This is a genomic window from Flagellimonas algicola, from assembly GCF_005937185.1.
Taxonomy (GTDB): Bacteria; Bacteroidota; Bacteroidia; order Flavobacteriales; family Flavobacteriaceae; genus Flagellimonas; species Flagellimonas algicola.
In genome coordinates, this window is the sequence record NZ_VCNI01000001.1 from 1,856,470 (window position 1) to 1,875,696 (window position 19,227).

Consider the following 19,227-nt stretch of genomic DNA (forward strand, 5'->3'; position numbering starts at 1 on the left):
GCAGTTATCAAGATAAAAAAAACTGATATAAAATCATTGTACAAAACCCTTAAAAAAACTAGGGTTTTTCCCTAAAACTCAACCAGGTTATTGTATTTTTTGAACTCTATTTTCCAAATAATCTGAAATTAGATCATTCTTAAGATTACCTATTATTCCAAATATAGTTTTGAAGTCTAAACAAAAAAATCCCCATAAAAGGGGATTTTCAACCTAACTAACTAAAAACAAGTTGATTAAAACTCGTATTTTTTCTCCACAGCATAGCGTAACAGTTCCCCGGCTCCACTCAGTCCTAGCTTGCGTATCATATTTTTGCGATGAGTATCCACAGTACTTTTACCAATAAAAAGTTCTTCTGAAATTTGGTGGGAAGTGCGGCCTTTGGCAATCAGTTGCAATATCTCCCGCTCCCGGGAAGACAATACGCTTTTGGAACTATTTTTTTGAGTGTTGGGGAGATGAAGTTTCCTGTCATAAAACGTTTTCCCGGTCGCCACTACCCTAATGGCCTCCAAAACCACATCCAGGCTACTATTTTTAAGAATATAGCCATGGGCTCCTGCCCCAAGCATCTGCTTTACCGCTTCATCCTGATCAAACATGGTAAAAGCCACAATTTTAGTATAGGGCAGTTCCTTAAGGATAATTTTGGTGGCTTCTATACCATCTAATTTAGGCATTCGAATATCACAAAGCACCACCTTGGGCTGTTTTAACCGGACAATTTTTAGCAATTCTTCCCCATTATTGGCATGACCTATTATTTTAATGTCTTCCTCATATCGAACATAAGATTGTATGCCATCGATAAGGGCTTGGTGATCTTCGGCTATGGCAACGGTAATCATACGGGTATATCGATTAATATGGAGGTTCCTTTGCCAAGTACGCTATCTATGGTAAAGTTGCCTTCCAAATGTTCCACTCTTTTTTCGATCGTGGTCAGACCCATTCCATTATGGGTTTTGTTTACTTTGGAGCTATCAAAGCCCGATCCGTTGTCTTCAACTATAATGTTAAGCTGATGCTCATGCTGGGTTAGGTGAATGCCCACTTTGGTGGCCTTCGCATGTTTAATGGCATTCGCCACAAGCTCTTGTACCATCCTAAAAATAGTCAGTTCTAAGGAGTTCTCTAGCCGTTCCCCTAGTCCAAAATCTTCTACGGTTACCTTTAGTGCATTGGTTTCTGAGATAGTGCTAGCCATTTTTTTAATTGCAGGCAACAATCCTTGATTGCTCATCACCCCAGAATTTTTGCTGTGGGCCATTCCCCGAATCTTTTGATAGGCCTCTTCCAGTAATTTTTGGGCATTTTGCATGGCAGGATCTTTATCGTTCACCTTGGAATTATCAAAATGGAGCTTGATGGTAGCCATAAGACTGCCCAAATCATCGTGAAGCTCATTGGCCACTTTTTGGCGTTCTTTTTCCTGGCCCTCGATCATAGCATCAATGCTCACCAATTCTTGTTCTTTGAGAAGGTTCTCTACCCGTTGTTGCTTTAATTGTGATTCTTGTTCGGCCAACAAACGTTTTTTGGTGGTGTTTTTTTGCAGGAGGATGGCTATTCCAAAGCCCAAAATGAGTGTTATCCCAGCAGCTATAAGCCAATTTCTGTTGGCACGAACCTTTTGCTGTTCTTCCAAGATCTGTTTTTCCTTCCTTTGAGTGTCCAATTCCACCTCCAGTCTATTAATTTCCAATGTATTTCTGCGAAAATCCATTTGAAATTCCTTTTCGTAAGCATCAATTAGCAATTGATAGGCAGTATCATGTTGTTTTTGAGCATTATAAAGCATAGACCCATAAAGACTCAAGTAGTAGCTTGACCTTAGTGAATCTGCCAGATTAGAATAAACCCTTGCTTTTTCAATATACTCGTTGGCAGTGCTGAAATTGTTCTGATTCATCTCCAAAATTGCCAATTTGATACTTGAAAAGAAACTCACCGATTTTAGAAATGGAATTTCTCCAGCCCTTTCTGTTGCTTTCCCATAATATTCTATAGCTTTTATGTCGTTATTTTCAATGTCATTCATGAGAGCTTTTTCGTAATAAAGAAGCGCCAACAGGGGACTATTCCCCTTTAGGGTCTCTTCATAGCGTTCGAGCTCTCCAACATGTTGGAAGTACGCGTTGTCAATATTTTCTTCTAACGATTTTGACAGAAAGATTACTTCATATAGCAATACCCAAAATTCATCAATCGTATCCTTTGCAAGGTCCTTAAATAGATTTAGGTATGGGAGGTAAGCGTCACTATTCTTTGCTATTTCGAAATTGTAGTACTTCAATAATGCCAAAAGACTTGCTTTTATTAAAAACTCTTCTCCAATTTCAATGGAAAGATTGTAGGCATCATAAAAACTACGGTAGGCATTCCCTTTTACTTTATCGTAAAACAAATAGGTATATCCACTTGTCAAAAACCTAACTACCTTGGTAATTTTGTCAAGCTCCTCATCTTTAAGCTGGTTCTGAAGCACATTTGGTTTTATTTGTCGATTTCCCGAATAATACATTACCTCCGCCAACTGAATCAGGGCTATTTGCAAGTTTACATCTTGAATTTTGTTTGCGGTCTTATTGCCGTTATCAAATTCTAAACTCTTTAGATAAAAAAAGTACCTTTCCAAATCTTTGTTGGAATTAGAAAAAGATTGGATGGTTAAAATGAAAAAGAATATAAAAGCATAAATCTTCATGCAAAGAATAAACTCACCTTGCTGTGATGGCATCTTGGTGACGGGAATGGCATGGTATTCCTAATACTCTCAAGACTAAGACCATTATACCCGAGCATTCCTGGTCGAAGTTCACTGTCATAATATCCTGAGCCACTGCGATACTGAAATTCTGTATCGAACACCCTGGTTTTTGGAATTGGTTTTTTTAGTTCTTTATTATTATCTCTTTTATTCCGCTTTTTAATATCGAACTCAAATCCTTTTATGGGATATAACATCCTATTAAAAACCAATGGCAGTCGCTCATGTTTCTTTATTACCAAAGGATCCTTGAATTTTATTGTTTTTTGATATTCCCTTCTTCCTCCTTTTACTCCAAAATATATGTTTTTCCTACCCTTAATAAAAGGTGTGTGTTTTGAAAATCCAATATTGATAAGTCCCTTGTAGTTCACCAAATCCATATGAATTTTTTTTACCAAGCAAACGTTTCCATCCCCTGTGGTTTCGATTTCAAATTGACCAAATACTCCAAATAAAGTTCCGTAAAGGTTGGAACCGTAAATGAAATGGTAAGGGTTATCCATTTTCTTGTCTGTCAGTGTTAAATCCACCGAGGTCATTAAATTGCTATTTTTCATGTCTTCAAGTTTTAGTTACCCAAGGTTAGTGATTACCGGATTTTCCATGTATACCCATTCCTAGGGATTTTTATCAAAAACAAAGTGAAAAGTTGCTGGAATCGATTGTGAGGGCTCTGAAAATTAGACATTTGCCTTCTAATACCGTTGCAGGTTTCCCTTAAAAAAACTGGGGTTTTCCCGCAAAATCCCTATAAATGGGTATTTTTTTTGACTTTACACCCTTCTAATTTCCCCAACCTAATTTGTTGCCCTTCATGGGTAGGTCATTCAAATTTTGGGGGAAACGAGAACGACTGAAAATGAAGGGCTCCCTTTTTCCATCCTAAAAGGACTACCCAAACACCGTTTTCCGGTTGGTTTCCATCGACCAAAAAACTAGGCCAAAGTCACTTTTATTCGATTAACCATTGTTTTCATCCCATTCGTCCGGTCTTTATCTCATTTAACCATTAGTTTGGGGACACTTCGCAGGTATTCAAAACTTTACTTCAAAGATTTAACCTATGAAAGCTATTCTACACAACTTAAAAAAGGAATTTTCTATCCCAGAAAACCTAACAGCAGGCATTAGTTGTTTGATCATTGCCATTACCGTTTTCTTTATTATGGCCGTATTGAACAGGGAGGTGTTGTTATAGTGTTCCGCGGCCACTTTTTTAACCGAAGCGTGAAGTTTTAACGATGAGTTCATTTAAATGTTCTTCAAGTTTTTAACTTGCTTTTGTTAATTGGGTATTTTTGGTCTTTTAAAATTAAAATTGACCAATGAGCTGGTTCCATCATCTTATTTATGAACCTACAATAAACAGGTTTTTGAGAAACAGTTGTCGGTTGATAAGTCCTTTGATTCCTGAAGGCGCAAAACTTCATCCCTCAGGGACGGTAACCATTAAGGTTTCCAACATACAATTCAAACTAAGGACCAACCAGACCAGCTATATTACCCGCCAACTCTTTTGGAAAGGTCCTATGGCTTTCGAGTACACACCTATTTTTAAAGATTTGGTGAAGAAGGTTGAGACTTTTTGGGATATTGGTGCAAACATCGGGTACTATAGCGTTTTGGGATGTAAAGCCAATCCTGACTTAAGGGTAAGGGCTTTTGAACCTTCCGATGGGGCCAAAACCTATTTACAGTCCAATGTTGAACATAATCAAATAAACAGCCAAGTTGTGGTTGAGCCCTTGGCTTTGTCCAATTTTAAGGGTGAAATAGAGTTCCATCAAATTGTAAATCCAAAATTCCCCAATATTGCCAACCTTTCCGGAGAACACAACATCGGAACCAAGAAAAATCTACCTTCTAAAAAAGTAAGGGTCAAAACCCTGCGGATGGACGACTATGCTTCCAACATTGAAAGCATTGATCTGATGAAAATTGATACCGAGGGTGCAGAAGTGGAAATCCTAAAAGGAGGGTTGGATACCATAAAGAAATATCAGCCCATTATTATCTGCGAAACCCTATTCAACAAAAATGAAGCAGAAATAGAAGCTGTTTTGGGGGCGTTGGGCTACGAATTTTTTAACCATACCCAAGAAGGACTTCAAAAAGTAGAAACTTTAAAAAGAAATGAAGATAACGGTGTTCGGGATTGTTTTTGTGTACCTCCCGCTAAAGTTTCCCTCATCAAGGAATTTTTGGCTTAACAGCTAAATGTTTAAGCAGTTATCCTTTCTATAAAAGACAGAAGTGCACCACTTTCCAGAATTAATGGGACCCAAGCCATGAAAATCCAATCGCTTAAAACTATTCGATTCCAAAAACTGATAACCTTCCAAATACTCCTCTCTATCCGAATTATCCCAGATAATTACTCCGTCTTCCTTCAGGGAGTTCAATGCATTTAAACAACAATTTACCCTATCCCTACCATCCAATACAATAATGTCAAATGCCCTGGAATAATTCAAAATTTCCTGGGAATAAGCCTTGGATTCCAAGTCTCGCCAGAGATATTCTATTTTAGGGGTTGAGTCTAAACGCAGCTGCATTTGCCTATACCAATTTTCATCGTGTTCCACCGATACCAAGGTGCACCCTTTTTTGGCAAACCATAGGGTGGAATTTCCACTACCATACTCAAAAATGGACATTTCGCCATGGATTCGTTTTTCCAAAAAAGCTATGAAGGAATAAGTGAACCAAGGAAGTTCATTCCCGTTTTTAAGAACAGGTTTTCCGGTTCTCACACTTTTACTCCAACCCATTGGAAACAGAAATTTCTTCTGAAGAAGATAATTGGCCAAAAGCAATCGCCCAAAACCGGTTAGACTAAAGATTTTATGAATAAAACGCTGTAACGGATTCAACAGTTTTCAATATCGATTGGTGATACGCTGCAAATCTATGTCTTCCCTTTTTAATTGGAGCCAATTATTACAAAAAAGGAAATATCAAGGCTGTTGCTTGGCCAATTTTAAGGCTTCCGTGGTGGTATAATATTTGACGAGCATGTTGGGAATTTCCCATTCTGGGAGCTGACCATCCTTCAAAAACTGCAAATATTTTTCCGTTACCTGTCCAAAATGGGCCTCATGTCCCACTTTATATTTTTCAGGGATTCCCACTTTCCACAATTCATCTCCAACCTTTTCTAAGTCAAGACCAGGATACGCTTTAGAGAGTTCCGCAACTGCATGCTGCAAAATTTCAGCAGTCGGTTGTTGATTTTTGGTTTTAATATACAAAGTGGGTTTATAAGCTTCTTTTTCACCTTGCTCGATAATCAAATTACTTTTTGAACCACGCATAATGGAATAATGGGTGTCTTTGGCACTTTCAGGGGCCTTAAAGTTCCAAATGACCGAAGCTTTGGCATGAATTCCTTTAAGCTTGTAAACCAACTCCCCATTACTGTGCACTTTAAGCGTATCTCCCTTAACGTTTTTTATGAGATATTCCGGGTATTCCTCCAATTGTGTCACGCTTTGAAACATCTCTGGGGTCAGATCCGTTGTCCAGCGTCTGGCCGAGATTAATTCAACATCCTCCTTAGACAATATTTGTTCTGGAAAAGTTTCCCATTGAATCAAATCTACAAGATGGGTGTTAACATCAACCAGGCCCTCCCCTTGCTGTTCGGTATCAAAGAACCAGGCAGGTCTGATCAATGGTTGGCCAGCGACCAGCTTGGAAAAATGATGTACACTTTCCTTGGTAATTGCAGGTTTATCAGGGGTTCCTGGTAAAAGTTCCCCAAACACCTCGGGCACTTGCGATAATTCCCGCTGAAGCATGGTCGTTATCTCATAGCGTTCCGTCATAATGTCGTAGATCAAAAGTCCCTTTTCCTCAGCAAGCTTGAATGCCATTTCCAAAGATGGGTAATCATCCGCATTAATGACCATTGGTTTGTCCGCAAACACATTTATCCCAGCTTCAACAGATTTGAGAATGTATTCTGTTTTCTTGGCATTGTTTCCAGATACATTCATCACGTTACCTGCTTTATCGGAAAGCATCCGCTCAAAAAAGTCGTCTCCCCGATACACTTTTAAATTCCATGAGGTTGGATCTTGCTCGCTGTTGTTAAATCCTTCTATTCGTTGTAGATATTGATTCAAATCGGCTCCGTCAGGGGCATAGACATGTACCTCTGGATTCATTTGATCGTACATGGTTTTTAAAATCAATCCTGCATGGAAATGTCCTGGATCCAAAGTAATTAGTTTTACTTCTCCTTGGCTACCCGTAAATTGTTGAGCCACCATCTCTTTTTTATCCGATTCTTTTTGATCCTGTTTGCAGGAAGCCACTAATAGGGCAATTGCTAAAAAAAATAGATTCAGGTTGCTTTTCATGATGTTGTTAAGTTTTTTTATTCGTTTTAAGCCCTATCATTATGATAGAAGAAGACTATTTCTAACCCCGACCTCCAGACCCTTGAGTTCAGCCATTCCCATAGCTCTTCCTATTAGGGAATAGCCCGGATAAAACTTCTCTTCCCTGAGCCGGTCATCAAGTACTACATGTCCATGGTCCGGTCTCATTGGAATAGCGACCTCTAGGTTTCCATTCACCAATCGTCTTCGTTGTTCTTGAACAAGCTCCCGCATTACTTCCGCCATGGGAACAGAGCCTTCCAAATGCGAACTTTCGTAAAAACGACCTCCACCCTCCCGTTCCACATTTCGAAGATGGATGAAATGGATCTTATCCCCAAAATCCTGGATTATCTTGATGAGATTGTTGTTTTCAGACGCACCGAAGGAACCCGAACAAAAGGTGAGTCCATTGCTCGGGGAAGGGCAGCAATCAAAAACAGATTGCAAATCTTCATAGGTAGAAACCACACGTGGAATTCCAAAAACTGGAAAGGGAGGGTCATCCGGATGTATGGCCATTTTGACTCCAAGTTTTTCAACTTCAGGGATGACTGCATTTAAGAAATATGCCAAATTATTCTGCAAGGTTGTTTTATCCAAATCCTCCAGAGCCTGGAGATTTCTTTCAAAATGTTCCAAGGTAAGGTGTTCTTTGGTGCCGGGCATTCCAATCAGAATAGCTTGTGCCAATTTTTGCTGCCCATCGGCATTCAAATTCTCAAAATATGCGGTTGCTTTCTCCTTTTGTTCATCAGTATATAAGATAAGTGCCTTTTCCCTTTTCAAGATGTACAAATCAAAGGCAGCTATAGCATTCGGATCATACAGCATGCTGATGGCCCCGGTTGGAAGTTGGAATTGCAAATGGGTTCGCGTCCAATCAAACAAGGCCATAAAATTATAGCAGACGGTAAAAATTCCGTGGGCTGCAAGATGCTTTAGGGTATGAATGTAATTTTCAATGAATTTGTCCCGTTCCGGAAGACCATACTTAATGGCATTATGGATATTCACGCTCTCCACAACAGACCATTCCATCCCATGTCCAATTATTTCATTTTTTAGTGATGCAATATCTTCCATGGGCCAAACTTCACCTATTGGTATGTGTCCACAAGCTGTGACGATACCTTCAACTCCAAGTTGTTTTATTTCTGGGAGCGAAACTCCAAAGGAGGGGCCAAACCAACGAAACGTTTTTTTGAGATAATCCATTGGCTACACTCCTGAATAAGAACTAAAACCACCATCAACTTCAAAGATGGAACCCGTGACAAAACCTGAAGCATCGCTCAACAAATAGTGAACCATACCATTAAGTTCCGAAGTATCCCCAAAACGGCCCATGGGAGTATTGGCCAAGATTTTCTTGCCTCTTTCGGTATACGTTCCATCTTCATTGATCAAAATGGCCTTGTTCTGATTCCCAACAAAAAAGCCAGGGGCAATGGCATTCACCCGTATCTTATCACTGAATTTGGTCGCCAGTTCTTGGGCCATCCATTTGGTAAAGGCGTCCACTCCGGCCTTGGCCATGGAATATCCCAAAACCCTGGATATACTTTGCCGGGCAGCCATCGAAGAAATATTTATGATAGATCCAAATCCTTGCTTAGCCATCAACTCGCTTAAAACCAAAGTAGGGGTAACGGTGCCAAACAAGTTTAAATCCACCACTTCTTGAGTATCACTTAGATTAATATCAAAAATGGTCTGTCCTTCCTGTAAAGTAGCTCCGGGAATATTTCCCCCTGCAAGATTTACAATACCATCTAATTTTTCAAACTCCGTGCTTATCTTATCTTTCAAGGATTCTAGTTCCTTTTGATTCAGTAAATCCACAACAAAGCTATGGGTATGGCCAATTTGGATTTCATCCAGTTCTTTCTGCTTACTCGCCAACTTGTCTCCTGACCTTCCCAAAAGAATTACGTGGGCTCCGTGCCCTACCAAATAAGTTGCAATGGATCCTCCCAAAGCGCCAGTGGCCCCAGAAAGTAAATAGTGCTTGTCTTTTATTGAAAAAAGTGAATTCATTTCAGTGCTATCAAGCTTTTACATTATCTGTTCCAAAAGGATTGCGCTGTGACCTTCTCAACATAGCATTGGCTTCATCGTCATTTATAAATTCCTCTTTCTCATCATCCCATTCCAATTTGCGTGGCAGCTGCATGGCAATATCACTGATCAAACAGACCACGCATGCCTTATGTCCAATTTCAATGGGGGAGATGGGCGCCTTTCTGCTTTTGATACATTCCAACCAGTTCCCATGCTGATCATCAATTTTGTAGAGATGGGTCTCGCTTTCCCCGATTTTAGAAGTAAGGATTTTTGGATCGGAAGCGGCCAACGCCTTATTACTTTGTTTTTTGGACACTGGGTCGGAGGCGGATGCGCTATAATTTCCTCTAGAAACAAAGATCCAACCGTCTGTACCCTCGTATCGGATACCATTGGTATACCCTCCGCTGGTGAATACGGTGATTCCGTTGTCGTATTCTTGCTTCACCAGGAAATCGCCATGCACATTCCAGATTCCTGATTTGGGAAACTCGGCCAATGCTTCCACAGAAGATGGCCCTGATAGTTCCGTATTCATCCCCCATGCTGCAGAATCGTAATGGTGTTGGCCCCATCCCGTGATCATTCCAGCTCCATAATTGCGTATGCGCAACCAGCCAGGTCGGCTGTAATCTTGTTGCGGATGAACCCCTATTTCGGTATAGGGCACCATGGGTGTGGAACCCAACCACATATCAAAGTTTAGGTTTTTTGGAATGGGCATTTCTGGAGCTTCGGGCCCTGCAGGATCTCCAGGAAGTCCTATTTTAACCGTGTGCAAATTCCCAATCCGGCCATTTCGAACCAGCTCTGCCGCAATCCGGAACTGCTCCATAGCGCGTTGCTGGGTACCCACTTGTAGAATTACCTTTTTCTTTTGAACCGCATCCCGCAGTTGTTGCCCTTCCTTGACGGTAAGGGATGTAGGTTTTTGCAGATAGATATCCTTCCCGGCCAAGGCCGCTTCCATGGCAGGTTGGGCATGCCAATGATCTGGGGTACTGATAACAACGGCATCTATGTCCTTGTTCAAAAGCATTTCCCGATAGTCCTCATAGGTTTTGACATTCACATACTTCGCTTTCCCCGTCTTTTCTTTGTAATAGGAATCCACAAGGGTCTTTGCCTCATTCATTCGTTTTGAATCCACATCGCAAACCCCAATAAATCGGGTCTGGTCAAACCGGATGGTGTCATGGATATCATGGCTCCGTGCAATTCTTCCGCAGCCAATCTGCCCAATATTGATTTTGTTGCTCGGCGCATCCTTACCCAGCACATGGGAGGGAACTATACTTGGAAAGCCCACCATTGCAGCGGTTCCCAAAGCCGATTTGTTAATAAATGTTCTTCTTTGCATGGTTCAGTTAAATTTTAGTCGTTTACAATAATTGTCCAAGGTTGATTGGCAAACAGTTGCCAATAGGACTCAGCTTCTTCTGGGCCGAGTTCGCCATCAAAAACAATCATTCTATATTTCAGTTGATACTCTTTCTTTGATTCAATTTGCCAGGGTTCATGGCGTATCGGGCAAAACTCAAAAAACATGTCGCCCCTACCTCCATTGCCGTCTATGGGCCACACCCTCATAGGTTCTGGGTGCATGCGATTTTCAGGGTGGCTTAAAAACAAGATGCCGCTGGTTCCGCTGCCGTCCGCAGACTCTCCACTGACGATGCACCAACGAGCATTTGAGCCGTCGGCCGTAAGTCGGTCGTTCCCTTCCGAGGTAAGTACTTTACAATTATCCTTGTGCCATCGTTCCGTAAACCGCATACCTATTCCCCCGCCGTATCTATAGGCCTCAAACAGTAATCCGGATTCCAATGGGGAGCTGAAAGTGGATGTATAATCCAATACATATCGGTTTTCGGGTTCTAAACCCCATAATCGTAGTTCCAATTTTTCATTCAGGGCGATGCTGTTTTCCGCTTCAGCACCAAAATCCACATGTTCCTGATGAGCTACCAAGGATGCAAAAACATCTCCTGCAACCTTCGGTCCAAATCCCTTAAACCGAACAGTGCCTTGCCCTTCCCCCAAATTCCAAAAATCCACCGATCTATCCCCAATCCGTGTCCTCGTCCAAGGGCCCCAAACACCATAATGGTGATAGTGGTCTGGCGGCTGAATTCTTGTGAGGGTGTCACCTTTTGGCGTCACCAAGGGATGGACGTAACCTGATTTACCATAAATAGAATCGACTCCAGTGGGTGGGTATTTGGTTTTGAATTGATAGCTGACAACGGGATTTTCACCTAGCAGCAGTTGTAAGTTTCCCTGTTTTTTTTGATATCCAACAGAAGTTACTGCATTGGACAATTCATTTTGAAATTCGATGCGATACTTTGAAGCTTCCTTGGAATTATGAACAAACCAGAGTTTTCCGTCCTCCATCTGATTCCATTGAAAGGGAACTTGGCTAATATCTCCTTCACTTTCTTTTAGCAAGACCATTTCTTGCTTTGAACCTGTGAGATCCAAATTAAATTGGTCCAAGTTCACCGAAATGGGCAATTCTTGTTGCAAAGAGCCATCCACCTTAACTTCAAAACTGTTTACATCCTTTGTAATACAGGAGCTTAACATTGTAAGAACAAAAAAGGGAATTACAGCTTTCATGAGGTCAAGGTTGAATGGCTTTAAATTAACTAAAAACTAACTCAATTTGAATATAACTTAATCTTCTTCAGCGATTTCCGCTTTGGGTTCCACATTATTTTCGAATCCAGAATAACCCTTGTTCTGATTTATAGTTCCTAATGAATTGGCATCAATTGCACTTTGTGGAATGGGCCAGTAAATATTATGGGGGGCGAATCTGTACACTTGGTCGGTGTATAATATTTCGCTGAAAAGTTCCGGTGCGGTCCTTGTCATCTTATCGTACATATAACTGCTTTCGCTAATGGTAGAAAGGGAATATCCGCCCATATTTTGAGTGGCCATGATATATGAAACCCGAGCCAGCTCCGTACTTCTAGGTTCTTCCGTATACAGCTCCCTAGCCCGTTCATCCATAATATAATCTATGGTCATATCAGCTGCGGTCTTACCGGTAGCCCCTGCCCTTGCACGTACAACATTTACATCTTCGGCCGCCTCTGACAGTTGTCCTTTCCACACATAGGCTTCTGCTCGGAGTAAATAGGTCTCAGCCAATCTAAATACATAAAAAGGTCTATAGCCCCCATTGTTATTTCCTGGCAGGGATCGCGGGGTATGTGTTTTGTAGCGTGGAAACTCAAACATTCTGCTAATGGAATCAATGCCCACATCCTCAATTTGGATTTGTTCCCCAAAACGCTCGGTTCCTGGCTTGTTATAAAAGAAATCTTCCAGTCCCCACCAATTGGTGTCACTATAGCGTCTGTCATTGGGATCTTCCGCCTTCAAGGTATAATTAAAATGGTTGTTTGGTCGAGCCCAGCTGACCGCTCTACCCAGTTTTTCCTCAAATTCGTCCTCGCCATTGGCCAAATTGTATTCGCAATCTGGAATCAACCACCAGAGCGGTTGCCAAAACCTATCGGTACCTGAACCGCTGGAAGCGCTTGAAGCCCCTGGGAAATCAACACCATCAATGGCAAGCAAAATAGTTTCGGTGTTTTCCGCAATGTCCATGTTTTCCCTTTGGTGCAAATCCCAGAGTACATCGTATTCAGGGTCTCCCGCGAAAGGACCTGATCCAAAACGATCAGTCATCAAAGCATATTTTCCATCATCAATGATGGTGCTAGCTGACGCAATTGCATTGTCAAACTCGGAAAGCGATAGGTATATTTTGGTCAATAAGTGATGGCCCGCCGCCTTGTTGACTTTGCCGCCCAAAACAGTTTCCGGAAGCCATTTTACTGCATATTCCATGTCGATTTTGATTTTCCTCAAAATGGCATCTTGCGTGTGGGATACAAAATCCAATTTAGGCTCTGATAACTCTTGTCCAATCCAGGGCACGTCTCCAAATCGGTGAACCAACCTATAATACCAGTAGGCCCTATGAAAATAGGCTTCGGCCAATATGGCATTACGCTGTTCTTCACTTTCATACTCAGGCAAGTCAATCCGATTAATGACAATATTTACATCCTTGAACAGCTGATAGGAACCTGACCAATAATCAAATATTCGGGATTGTTTCGCATTAGCGAACGGGGTTAGGGAAAACGGCGCGTCTCTCGAAGTACCCGGATTTTGTAAACTGGAATAGGAGATATCTGTCCAAAAATATTCAGAACGAATGGGTGGACTGAAACCCCAGTCTCCATCTCTTAGCCGTCGTCTGGCCGGTATCAAAGCCGCATCAAGTCCTTCCGGGGTTCCGAATGCATTTTCTGGTGAAAACTCTGAGATTGGATTGGCCGTTTTATCTAGAAACTCTTCACTGCATGCTGAAAGCAACATAAGTAGAAAGCAGCAAAGCAAAGTTGGAAATCTATATATTTTCATCGTCTTTTTTTTAAAGTATTATGGATAAGCGAGCGGTAGCTAGAAAGGGAACCATGCTGGCTGGAGGGGTATGAAACCTACTCCCAAAATTGTCAGGATTACTGTAGACATTGTAAAGCTCAGGATCAAAATATTCCCAATTGGTAAAAATGGCTACGTTACTTAAGTCCGCGGATAACTTTAGGGCCTGCGCGCCAATTAAGCCGACTACCTTGGCAGGAAAGTCATATCCAAAGGTTATATTCTGTATTCGTACAAACGATTTACTGTCATAAGAACTGGCAGCATAAATATTGCTTGATCCAATCCTGGCCCAATCGCTCAAGGGATTATCCGGAGTCCAATAAGGATAGTTGTATCCATTCATTCGCTGGGGTTGCCAGCTTTCACTTGACCCCAGTCCGCCTCCAAAGCGTCCATTCCAAACATCCTTATGTCCAAATTGCCCGTTGATCCCCACGGAAAGCTGGAAATTTTGGAACAAGGAAAAATCATTGATAAATGTTATATTGTGCTTTGGGGAAGTTTGCCCCAGAAAAATCTGGTCATCCACCGAACTGATGCTACCATCCCCATCTTGATCAATCACCCTAAAATCGCCGGGTACCAGTCCAAATTCGGCAGCTTGCGCTTCCTCATTTGTTTGGTATACCGGGCCAAGTTCAAAATCATAAATGGCATCTATGGATTGCCCTAAAAACCTTCTGTTGGCCAAATCATCTGCCAACTTGGTTCCAATGACATTACCCTGATCATCGAGTACATCTTCCACATCTCCGTAAAGGGCTTTTATCTCATTTTTATTGGTAAAATAAACTAGGTTGCTGTTCCATGAGAAGTTGGTATTATCCATAATCTGGGCATTGATGGAAAGTTCAATCCCTTGATTTCCCAGTTCCCCTAAGTTTGATAAAATGCTGTCAAATCCAGTGACATCGGGTAGGGCTCTTTCAACTAGTAAATCTGTAGTGGTGGAATTGTAGTATTCTACGGATCCAGATAATTTTCCCGCGAAAGCTGAAAAATCGAAACCTACATTTAAGGATTCCGTGCTTTCCCATCTTAAATTAGGGTTGGATAATCTTTGACCTGACAGGCCCGTCACTCCTGTGAGTGAGCCATCATCAGAAAAAATGTACTCCACAGTACCCAGGCCAGCCAAGGATTGGTACAAGGGAATAGACCGGTTGCCATTCTCTCCCCAAGAAACCCGAAGCTTCAATAAATCAAGCCAATCCGCACTTTCAAGGAAGTTTTCTTCAGAAGCATTCCAGGCCAAAGCGCCGGCCTTAAAAGTGGCCCGGCGGTTGTTCGCCCCAAAAGCAGAATATCCATCACGACGGATGGAACCTGTTAGTAAATACTTCCCCTTATAAACATAATTTAGTCGTGCCATTTGGGCATCTGCTGTGTATTGGGAGTCATCATTTATGATGACCGGGTTCGCACCAAAATTCAACTGATGGTATCCCAGTATTTCGCTAGGCACAAAATTGGAACTACTTACTGTTTGTCTATAATTCTCTTGGGATTCTGCATTGAGCAAAAAGGTAAGATCCACAGCATGATCCTCTGCAATTGTTCTGTTCCAGGTCAAAATGTTATCCACATTCCAGGTATAAGAGGTAGAATTTCTCCTTTCCCCGCCTGCACCTTGGGCATCTGGGGTTGTAAAGGCAAAGTCCAGATTATGGTACCAACGCATACTGTTGATCCAGTTGACCCGATACTTAAAACCCCATGGCAATGTTAACTCAGCGAAAATGTTCCCCACCAAGTTTGAGTCCTTGCTATTCTTAATTCTATTCTTAAATAAGAATGGATTGAGAGCGAGGGCATCGTTATGCGGTTCCCGTTTGATGGTGCCATCCTCATTATACTTGTTCCCGTATGGACTTACCAACCTTGCGCTGTTAAAAGCTGCGGTCAAATAGTCAGGACCATTATCCAAAGGAGCATTGTTATCCTGTGAAAATTGAATGTTAGCCCCCATTTTAAGAAAACTCTGGACTTGACTTTCCAAATTGAATCGGGTTCTTATGGCTTCAAAATTTTCTCCAACAATAAAACCCTCATTGTTAGTATGACCTATTGAAAAATAGTGTGAGCTTTTTTCACTTGATCCTGAAACGCTAATTGAATTCTCCGTTCGGTAGCCAATTTGAGTTGTCTCATCAAACCAGTTGATGGTATTCCCCTCCTCATAATTTTCGAGCTCAACCGAATTTAAATTAAGGCGTTGAAACCACAACTCGTTATCCGTGAACCCAGCGGGATCCGGACTATAGTTTCTCCATGTTGTCAAATCTACATTCTGAAGACGTGTTGGATTCCGATAAAACTCCGCATTTTCATTAGGACTTAACCCTTCAAACGCATCTACCCGATACTCCAAATATTGGTCAGGATTTCTAAAATTTGGATGGCTTGCCAATTTAACCATGCCCACGCTGGAATTTATACTAATTGTAGTCTTTCCTTTTAACCCCTTCTTGGTGGTCACCATAATTACCCCAGCCGAGGAACGGGCGCCAAATATGGCAGCAGAGCTTGCATCTTTTAACACATCAATACTCTGAACATCCACAGGGTTAATGTCTGACAGACTACCATAGAAAATTTGTCCATCCAAAACAATCAATGGCGCATTGGAAGCCCCTGCTGTACCAAAAGAATTTTGACCTCTTACTTGAAGGCTGGCAGCGCCATCAGGGCTATTGCCTATAGGTGCAATAAGACCAGGGACACGTCCCCGAACCGCTTGAGCGATATTGACAACAGGCCTTTGCTGCAACTCTTCAGTGTCAATACTTGAAATTGCGCCAGTCAAATCCCTTCGTTGTTTGGTTCCGTAACCAATAACAACAACCTCATCCAGTCCTGCTGCTGTTTCTACAAGTGTAATACTAAAATTAGTTTGACCGGCTACAACAATTTCCTTGGCCAAAAAACCAATGTAGGAAACAAGTAAACTGGAGTTTCCATCTGCTACCGCCAAGGTAAAATTGCCATCAAAATCCGTTTGGGTACCGTTTGTAGTACCCTTTTCCACAATGGAAGCTCCAGGCAAGGGATTTCCTTGCTCATCGCTAACATTTCCAGTAATAATAAGACCGTCCTGAGCGAAGGAGGAAGCAACGCACAGCATCAATAAAAGTGATGCTAGGAAGGTCCTATAATTAAAATAGAACATTCGTTGATCTCTCATAAAATAAGTAAGTTATAATGTTAGGTGGGTCTTGACCCGATTTGGGGTTACGGGACAAATCTATGTAATTGCAATTTATTACGCAACCGATTGCATTAAATTTTTGATGAAAAAATAGAATTCAATTCTCTTAATTGCGATAAAATTGTTTGAAATTGTAATTTTTTGGAAGAAAAATTATACATAAAATGTTGAATCAATCAATTTGTTGCGTAAATTGCGCAAAATTGATTTTCAAACCACAAAACCACCGATGAAGAAGACGCTTATTCTATTTGCCCTCCTTTTGGTCGCCCAAATCAAGGCTCAAGAAGCAGAGCCCTTTGTAATAACAGAAGATTGGCTTTCCAAAATCCAATCTCTGGCTCCTGACCCTTCCGGCACCAATGACTCAGAGGTTAAAAATTTGCTCATATTTTCCTTGCATACCGGTTTTGAACATTGGACCATTCCGCATATCGAAGCCGTTGTCCAAATAATAGCTGAAAAGTCAGGAGGGTTTAAGGTAACTACCAGCAAGGACATTTCGGTATTCGAGAAAAGTAACCTAAAAAAGTATGACGCGGTTATCTTGAACAACAATTGCTCTATTGGACCCAAACGGGATCTTTTCTGGGATGCGTTGGAAAAAGATAACTCTTTAAGCGAAAAAGCGAGGAACAAAAAAGCGAAACAGCTGGAAACCAACTTGCTCAATTATGTAAAAAAAGGGCATGGTCTTATGGTTGTCCACGGCGGTATTGTCATGCAGAACAACTCAAACGCTTTCAGTGAAATGGTGGGAGGCAGTTTTGACTATCATCCCAAACAACAAGCCATACAAATTAATCTGGTGGATGCCGAGCACCCCATGGTCAAGTGTTTTGACCCCTCCGGGTTTGCACATATAGATGAACCGTATTTTTTCAAAAACGCCTATTTCGATTACAATTTTAGACCGCTATTGTATCTGGAAGCCGACAAGCTTGATGGGCTTAAGAACGAAGTTCCAGACACCATCAAATATGTTTCTTGGATCAAGAAATATGGCAAGGGTAAGGTGTTTTACTCCTCCCCTTCGCACAATGCCCAGAGTTTGGAAAATCCCGCCTTGCTTCAGTTTTATTTAAATGGGTTACAGTATATCACGGGAAGTTTGGAATGTGACGACTCTCCCATTGAGCGAAACCACGTTGGGTCAAAAACAGCCAAAAGCTCCCGCTAAAACAAAGGTTACAGGAGCGACTCTTTAATTTATTTAAGTACTATTGTCAGCGGTTAGTGCTGCACTATTTACCATGGGTAAAAAAATAACGATTTACGATCTAGCGGAACAGCTTCATGTTTCTCCGGCAACGGTTAGCCGGTCCTTGAACAATCATCCGTCCATTAGCACGGAAACCAAAACCAAAGTGGTCAGGGCGGCGCAGGAAGCTGGATATAAGGTGAATAAATTCGCAGCAAATCTCAGCAAACAAAAGTCCAATACCATTGGGGTAATCGTTCCAAAACTCAATTCCGCTTTCATGTCCACCATCCTTGCCGGGGTGGAAAAAATTGCGAATGAGGCAGGATACAATCTTATCATCAGTCAATCTTTGGAATCCATGGAAAAGGAAAAGATGAATGCCCATGCCCTGTTTCAAAGCGGGGTGGATGCCCTCATCGTTTCTCTAGCCTACGATACCTCAACCTATGACCACTTTAGTAATTTTACTAAAGTTGGCATTCCAGTGCTGTTTGTAGATCGGGTGTATCCCATGGAAAATTGCTCCACCATTGTAATTGACAACCAACAAGCTGGTCATGACGCAACGGAACACCTTATACAACAGGGGTGCAAAAATCTATTGCATGTTTCTGGGCATCTCAATCGGAGCATTTATGCCGAGCGACTTCAGGGATTTAAAAATGCCATGGCGAAGCATCACATGGAATTCACGGATGCCAATCTGCTGGAGAGCGACCTGGACCCCAATAGCGTGGGCGAACTCATCAATCACTTGCAACAAATCAATGGGGCTATTGACGGTATTTTTGTATCCAACGATCGATTTGCCGCGAGCTGCATTAAGGAACTTCAAAAACTACACTATAAAATCCCAGAGGATATCAAGGTGATTGGTTTCAATAACGATTCCATTTGCGAGTTAATGACACCTACCTTAAGCACCATTGATTATCCCGGATACCAAATGGGAGTTTTGGCGGCCCAAGGAGTAATCGGTCATCTAAACGGAAATATTGATTTGCTTCCTGCCAATTCCATTAGCCTTAGGCACAGGTTGGTGGTTAGGGAATCTTCCTCCAATGACTAATTGCAACTTCTTACTTACCCTTTATATTTGCCATCTTTTTCCATA

Annotated in this window: 15 protein-coding genes; 4 read left to right on the forward strand and 11 right to left on the reverse strand. The window is 41.6% G+C overall.

Annotated features, from left to right (window positions below):
• Nucleotides 1-236: 236 nt before the first annotated feature.
• From FGG15_RS08090 to FGG15_RS08100, 3 genes are all read right to left on the reverse strand, one after another.
• Nucleotides 237-851 (reverse strand): response regulator, encoded by a 615-nt coding sequence (locus tag FGG15_RS08090; RefSeq protein WP_138835040.1) that lies wholly within the window; start codon nt 849-851, stop codon nt 237-239.
• Complete coding sequence (locus FGG15_RS08095; protein WP_161991937.1) at nt 848-2,641, reverse strand: sensor histidine kinase; 1,794 nt, start codon at nt 2,639-2,641, stop codon at nt 848-850. Before FGG15_RS08095 ends, FGG15_RS08090 begins: the two co-directional genes overlap by 4 nt.
• A 65-nt stretch (nt 2,642-2,706) precedes the next feature.
• Nucleotides 2,707-3,333, reverse strand: coding sequence for a hypothetical protein (locus FGG15_RS08100; RefSeq protein WP_138835043.1), 627 nt, complete (start codon nt 3,331-3,333; stop codon nt 2,707-2,709).
• A gap of 506 nt (nt 3,334-3,839) precedes the next feature.
• Here FGG15_RS08100 and FGG15_RS20365 point away from each other — a divergent pair.
• Entirely contained in the window at nt 3,840-3,974 is a 135-nt protein-coding gene (locus FGG15_RS20365) for a hypothetical protein (protein ID WP_262710823.1), read from the forward strand.
• 193 nt (nt 3,975-4,167) lie between these two features.
• The gene (locus FGG15_RS08105) at nt 4,168-4,986 is read left to right on the forward strand and encodes an FkbM family methyltransferase (protein WP_237561774.1); all 819 of its coding nucleotides are present in this window, start codon (nt 4,168-4,170) and stop codon (nt 4,984-4,986) included.
• Between the two features lie 3 nt (nt 4,987-4,989).
• Here FGG15_RS08105 and FGG15_RS08110 read toward each other — a convergent pair whose 3' ends face one another.
• From FGG15_RS08110 to FGG15_RS08145, 8 genes are all read right to left on the reverse strand, one after another.
• Nucleotides 4,990-5,529 carry an O-methyltransferase gene (locus FGG15_RS08110; RefSeq protein ID WP_138835047.1) on the reverse strand — a complete coding sequence of 180 codons (540 nt, stop codon included), beginning with the start codon at nt 5,527-5,529 and terminating at the stop codon, nt 4,990-4,992.
• Between the two features lie 204 nt (nt 5,530-5,733).
• On the reverse strand, nt 5,734-7,140 hold the full coding sequence (locus tag FGG15_RS08115) for a putative oxidoreductase C-terminal domain-containing protein (RefSeq protein WP_138835049.1): 1,407 nt from the start codon (nt 7,138-7,140) through the stop codon (nt 5,734-5,736).
• Nucleotides 7,141-7,179: 39 nt separating this feature from the next.
• Entirely contained in the window at nt 7,180-8,379 is a 1,200-nt protein-coding gene (uxuA, locus tag FGG15_RS08120; protein ID WP_138835051.1) for a mannonate dehydratase, read from the reverse strand.
• Between the two features lie 3 nt (nt 8,380-8,382).
• The gene (locus FGG15_RS08125) at nt 8,383-9,201 is read right to left on the reverse strand and encodes an SDR family oxidoreductase (protein ID WP_138835053.1); all 819 of its coding nucleotides are present in this window, start codon (nt 9,199-9,201) and stop codon (nt 8,383-8,385) included.
• Nucleotides 9,202-9,211: 10 nt separating this feature from the next.
• Nucleotides 9,212-10,588 carry a Gfo/Idh/MocA family protein gene (locus FGG15_RS08130; RefSeq protein WP_138835056.1) on the reverse strand — a complete coding sequence of 459 codons (1,377 nt, stop codon included), beginning with the start codon at nt 10,586-10,588 and terminating at the stop codon, nt 9,212-9,214.
• 14 nt (nt 10,589-10,602) lie between these two features.
• Nucleotides 10,603-11,850 carry a DUF6807 domain-containing protein gene (locus tag FGG15_RS08135; RefSeq protein ID WP_237561775.1) on the reverse strand — a complete coding sequence of 416 codons (1,248 nt, stop codon included), beginning with the start codon at nt 11,848-11,850 and terminating at the stop codon, nt 10,603-10,605.
• Between the two features lie 57 nt (nt 11,851-11,907).
• Nucleotides 11,908-13,677, reverse strand: a complete 1,770-nt coding sequence (locus tag FGG15_RS08140) for a RagB/SusD family nutrient uptake outer membrane protein (protein ID WP_138835058.1) — start codon at nt 13,675-13,677, stop codon at nt 11,908-11,910.
• Between the two features lie 10 nt (nt 13,678-13,687).
• Nucleotides 13,688-16,885: a SusC/RagA family TonB-linked outer membrane protein gene (locus tag FGG15_RS08145; protein WP_138835060.1), complete on the reverse strand. Its 3,198-nt coding sequence runs from the start codon at nt 16,883-16,885 to the stop codon at nt 13,688-13,690.
• 253 nt (nt 16,886-17,138) lie between these two features.
• On the opposite strand from FGG15_RS08145, the gene FGG15_RS08150 reads away from it, so the two are divergent.
• The gene (locus tag FGG15_RS08150; protein ID WP_138835062.1) at nt 17,139-18,089 is read left to right on the forward strand and encodes a ThuA domain-containing protein; all 951 of its coding nucleotides are present in this window, start codon (nt 17,139-17,141) and stop codon (nt 18,087-18,089) included.
• A 73-nt stretch (nt 18,090-18,162) separates the two neighbouring features.
• Nucleotides 18,163-19,182 (forward strand): LacI family DNA-binding transcriptional regulator, encoded by a 1,020-nt coding sequence (locus FGG15_RS08155; protein ID WP_138835064.1) that lies wholly within the window; start codon nt 18,163-18,165, stop codon nt 19,180-19,182.
• Nucleotides 19,183-19,227: the final 45 nt, after the last annotated feature.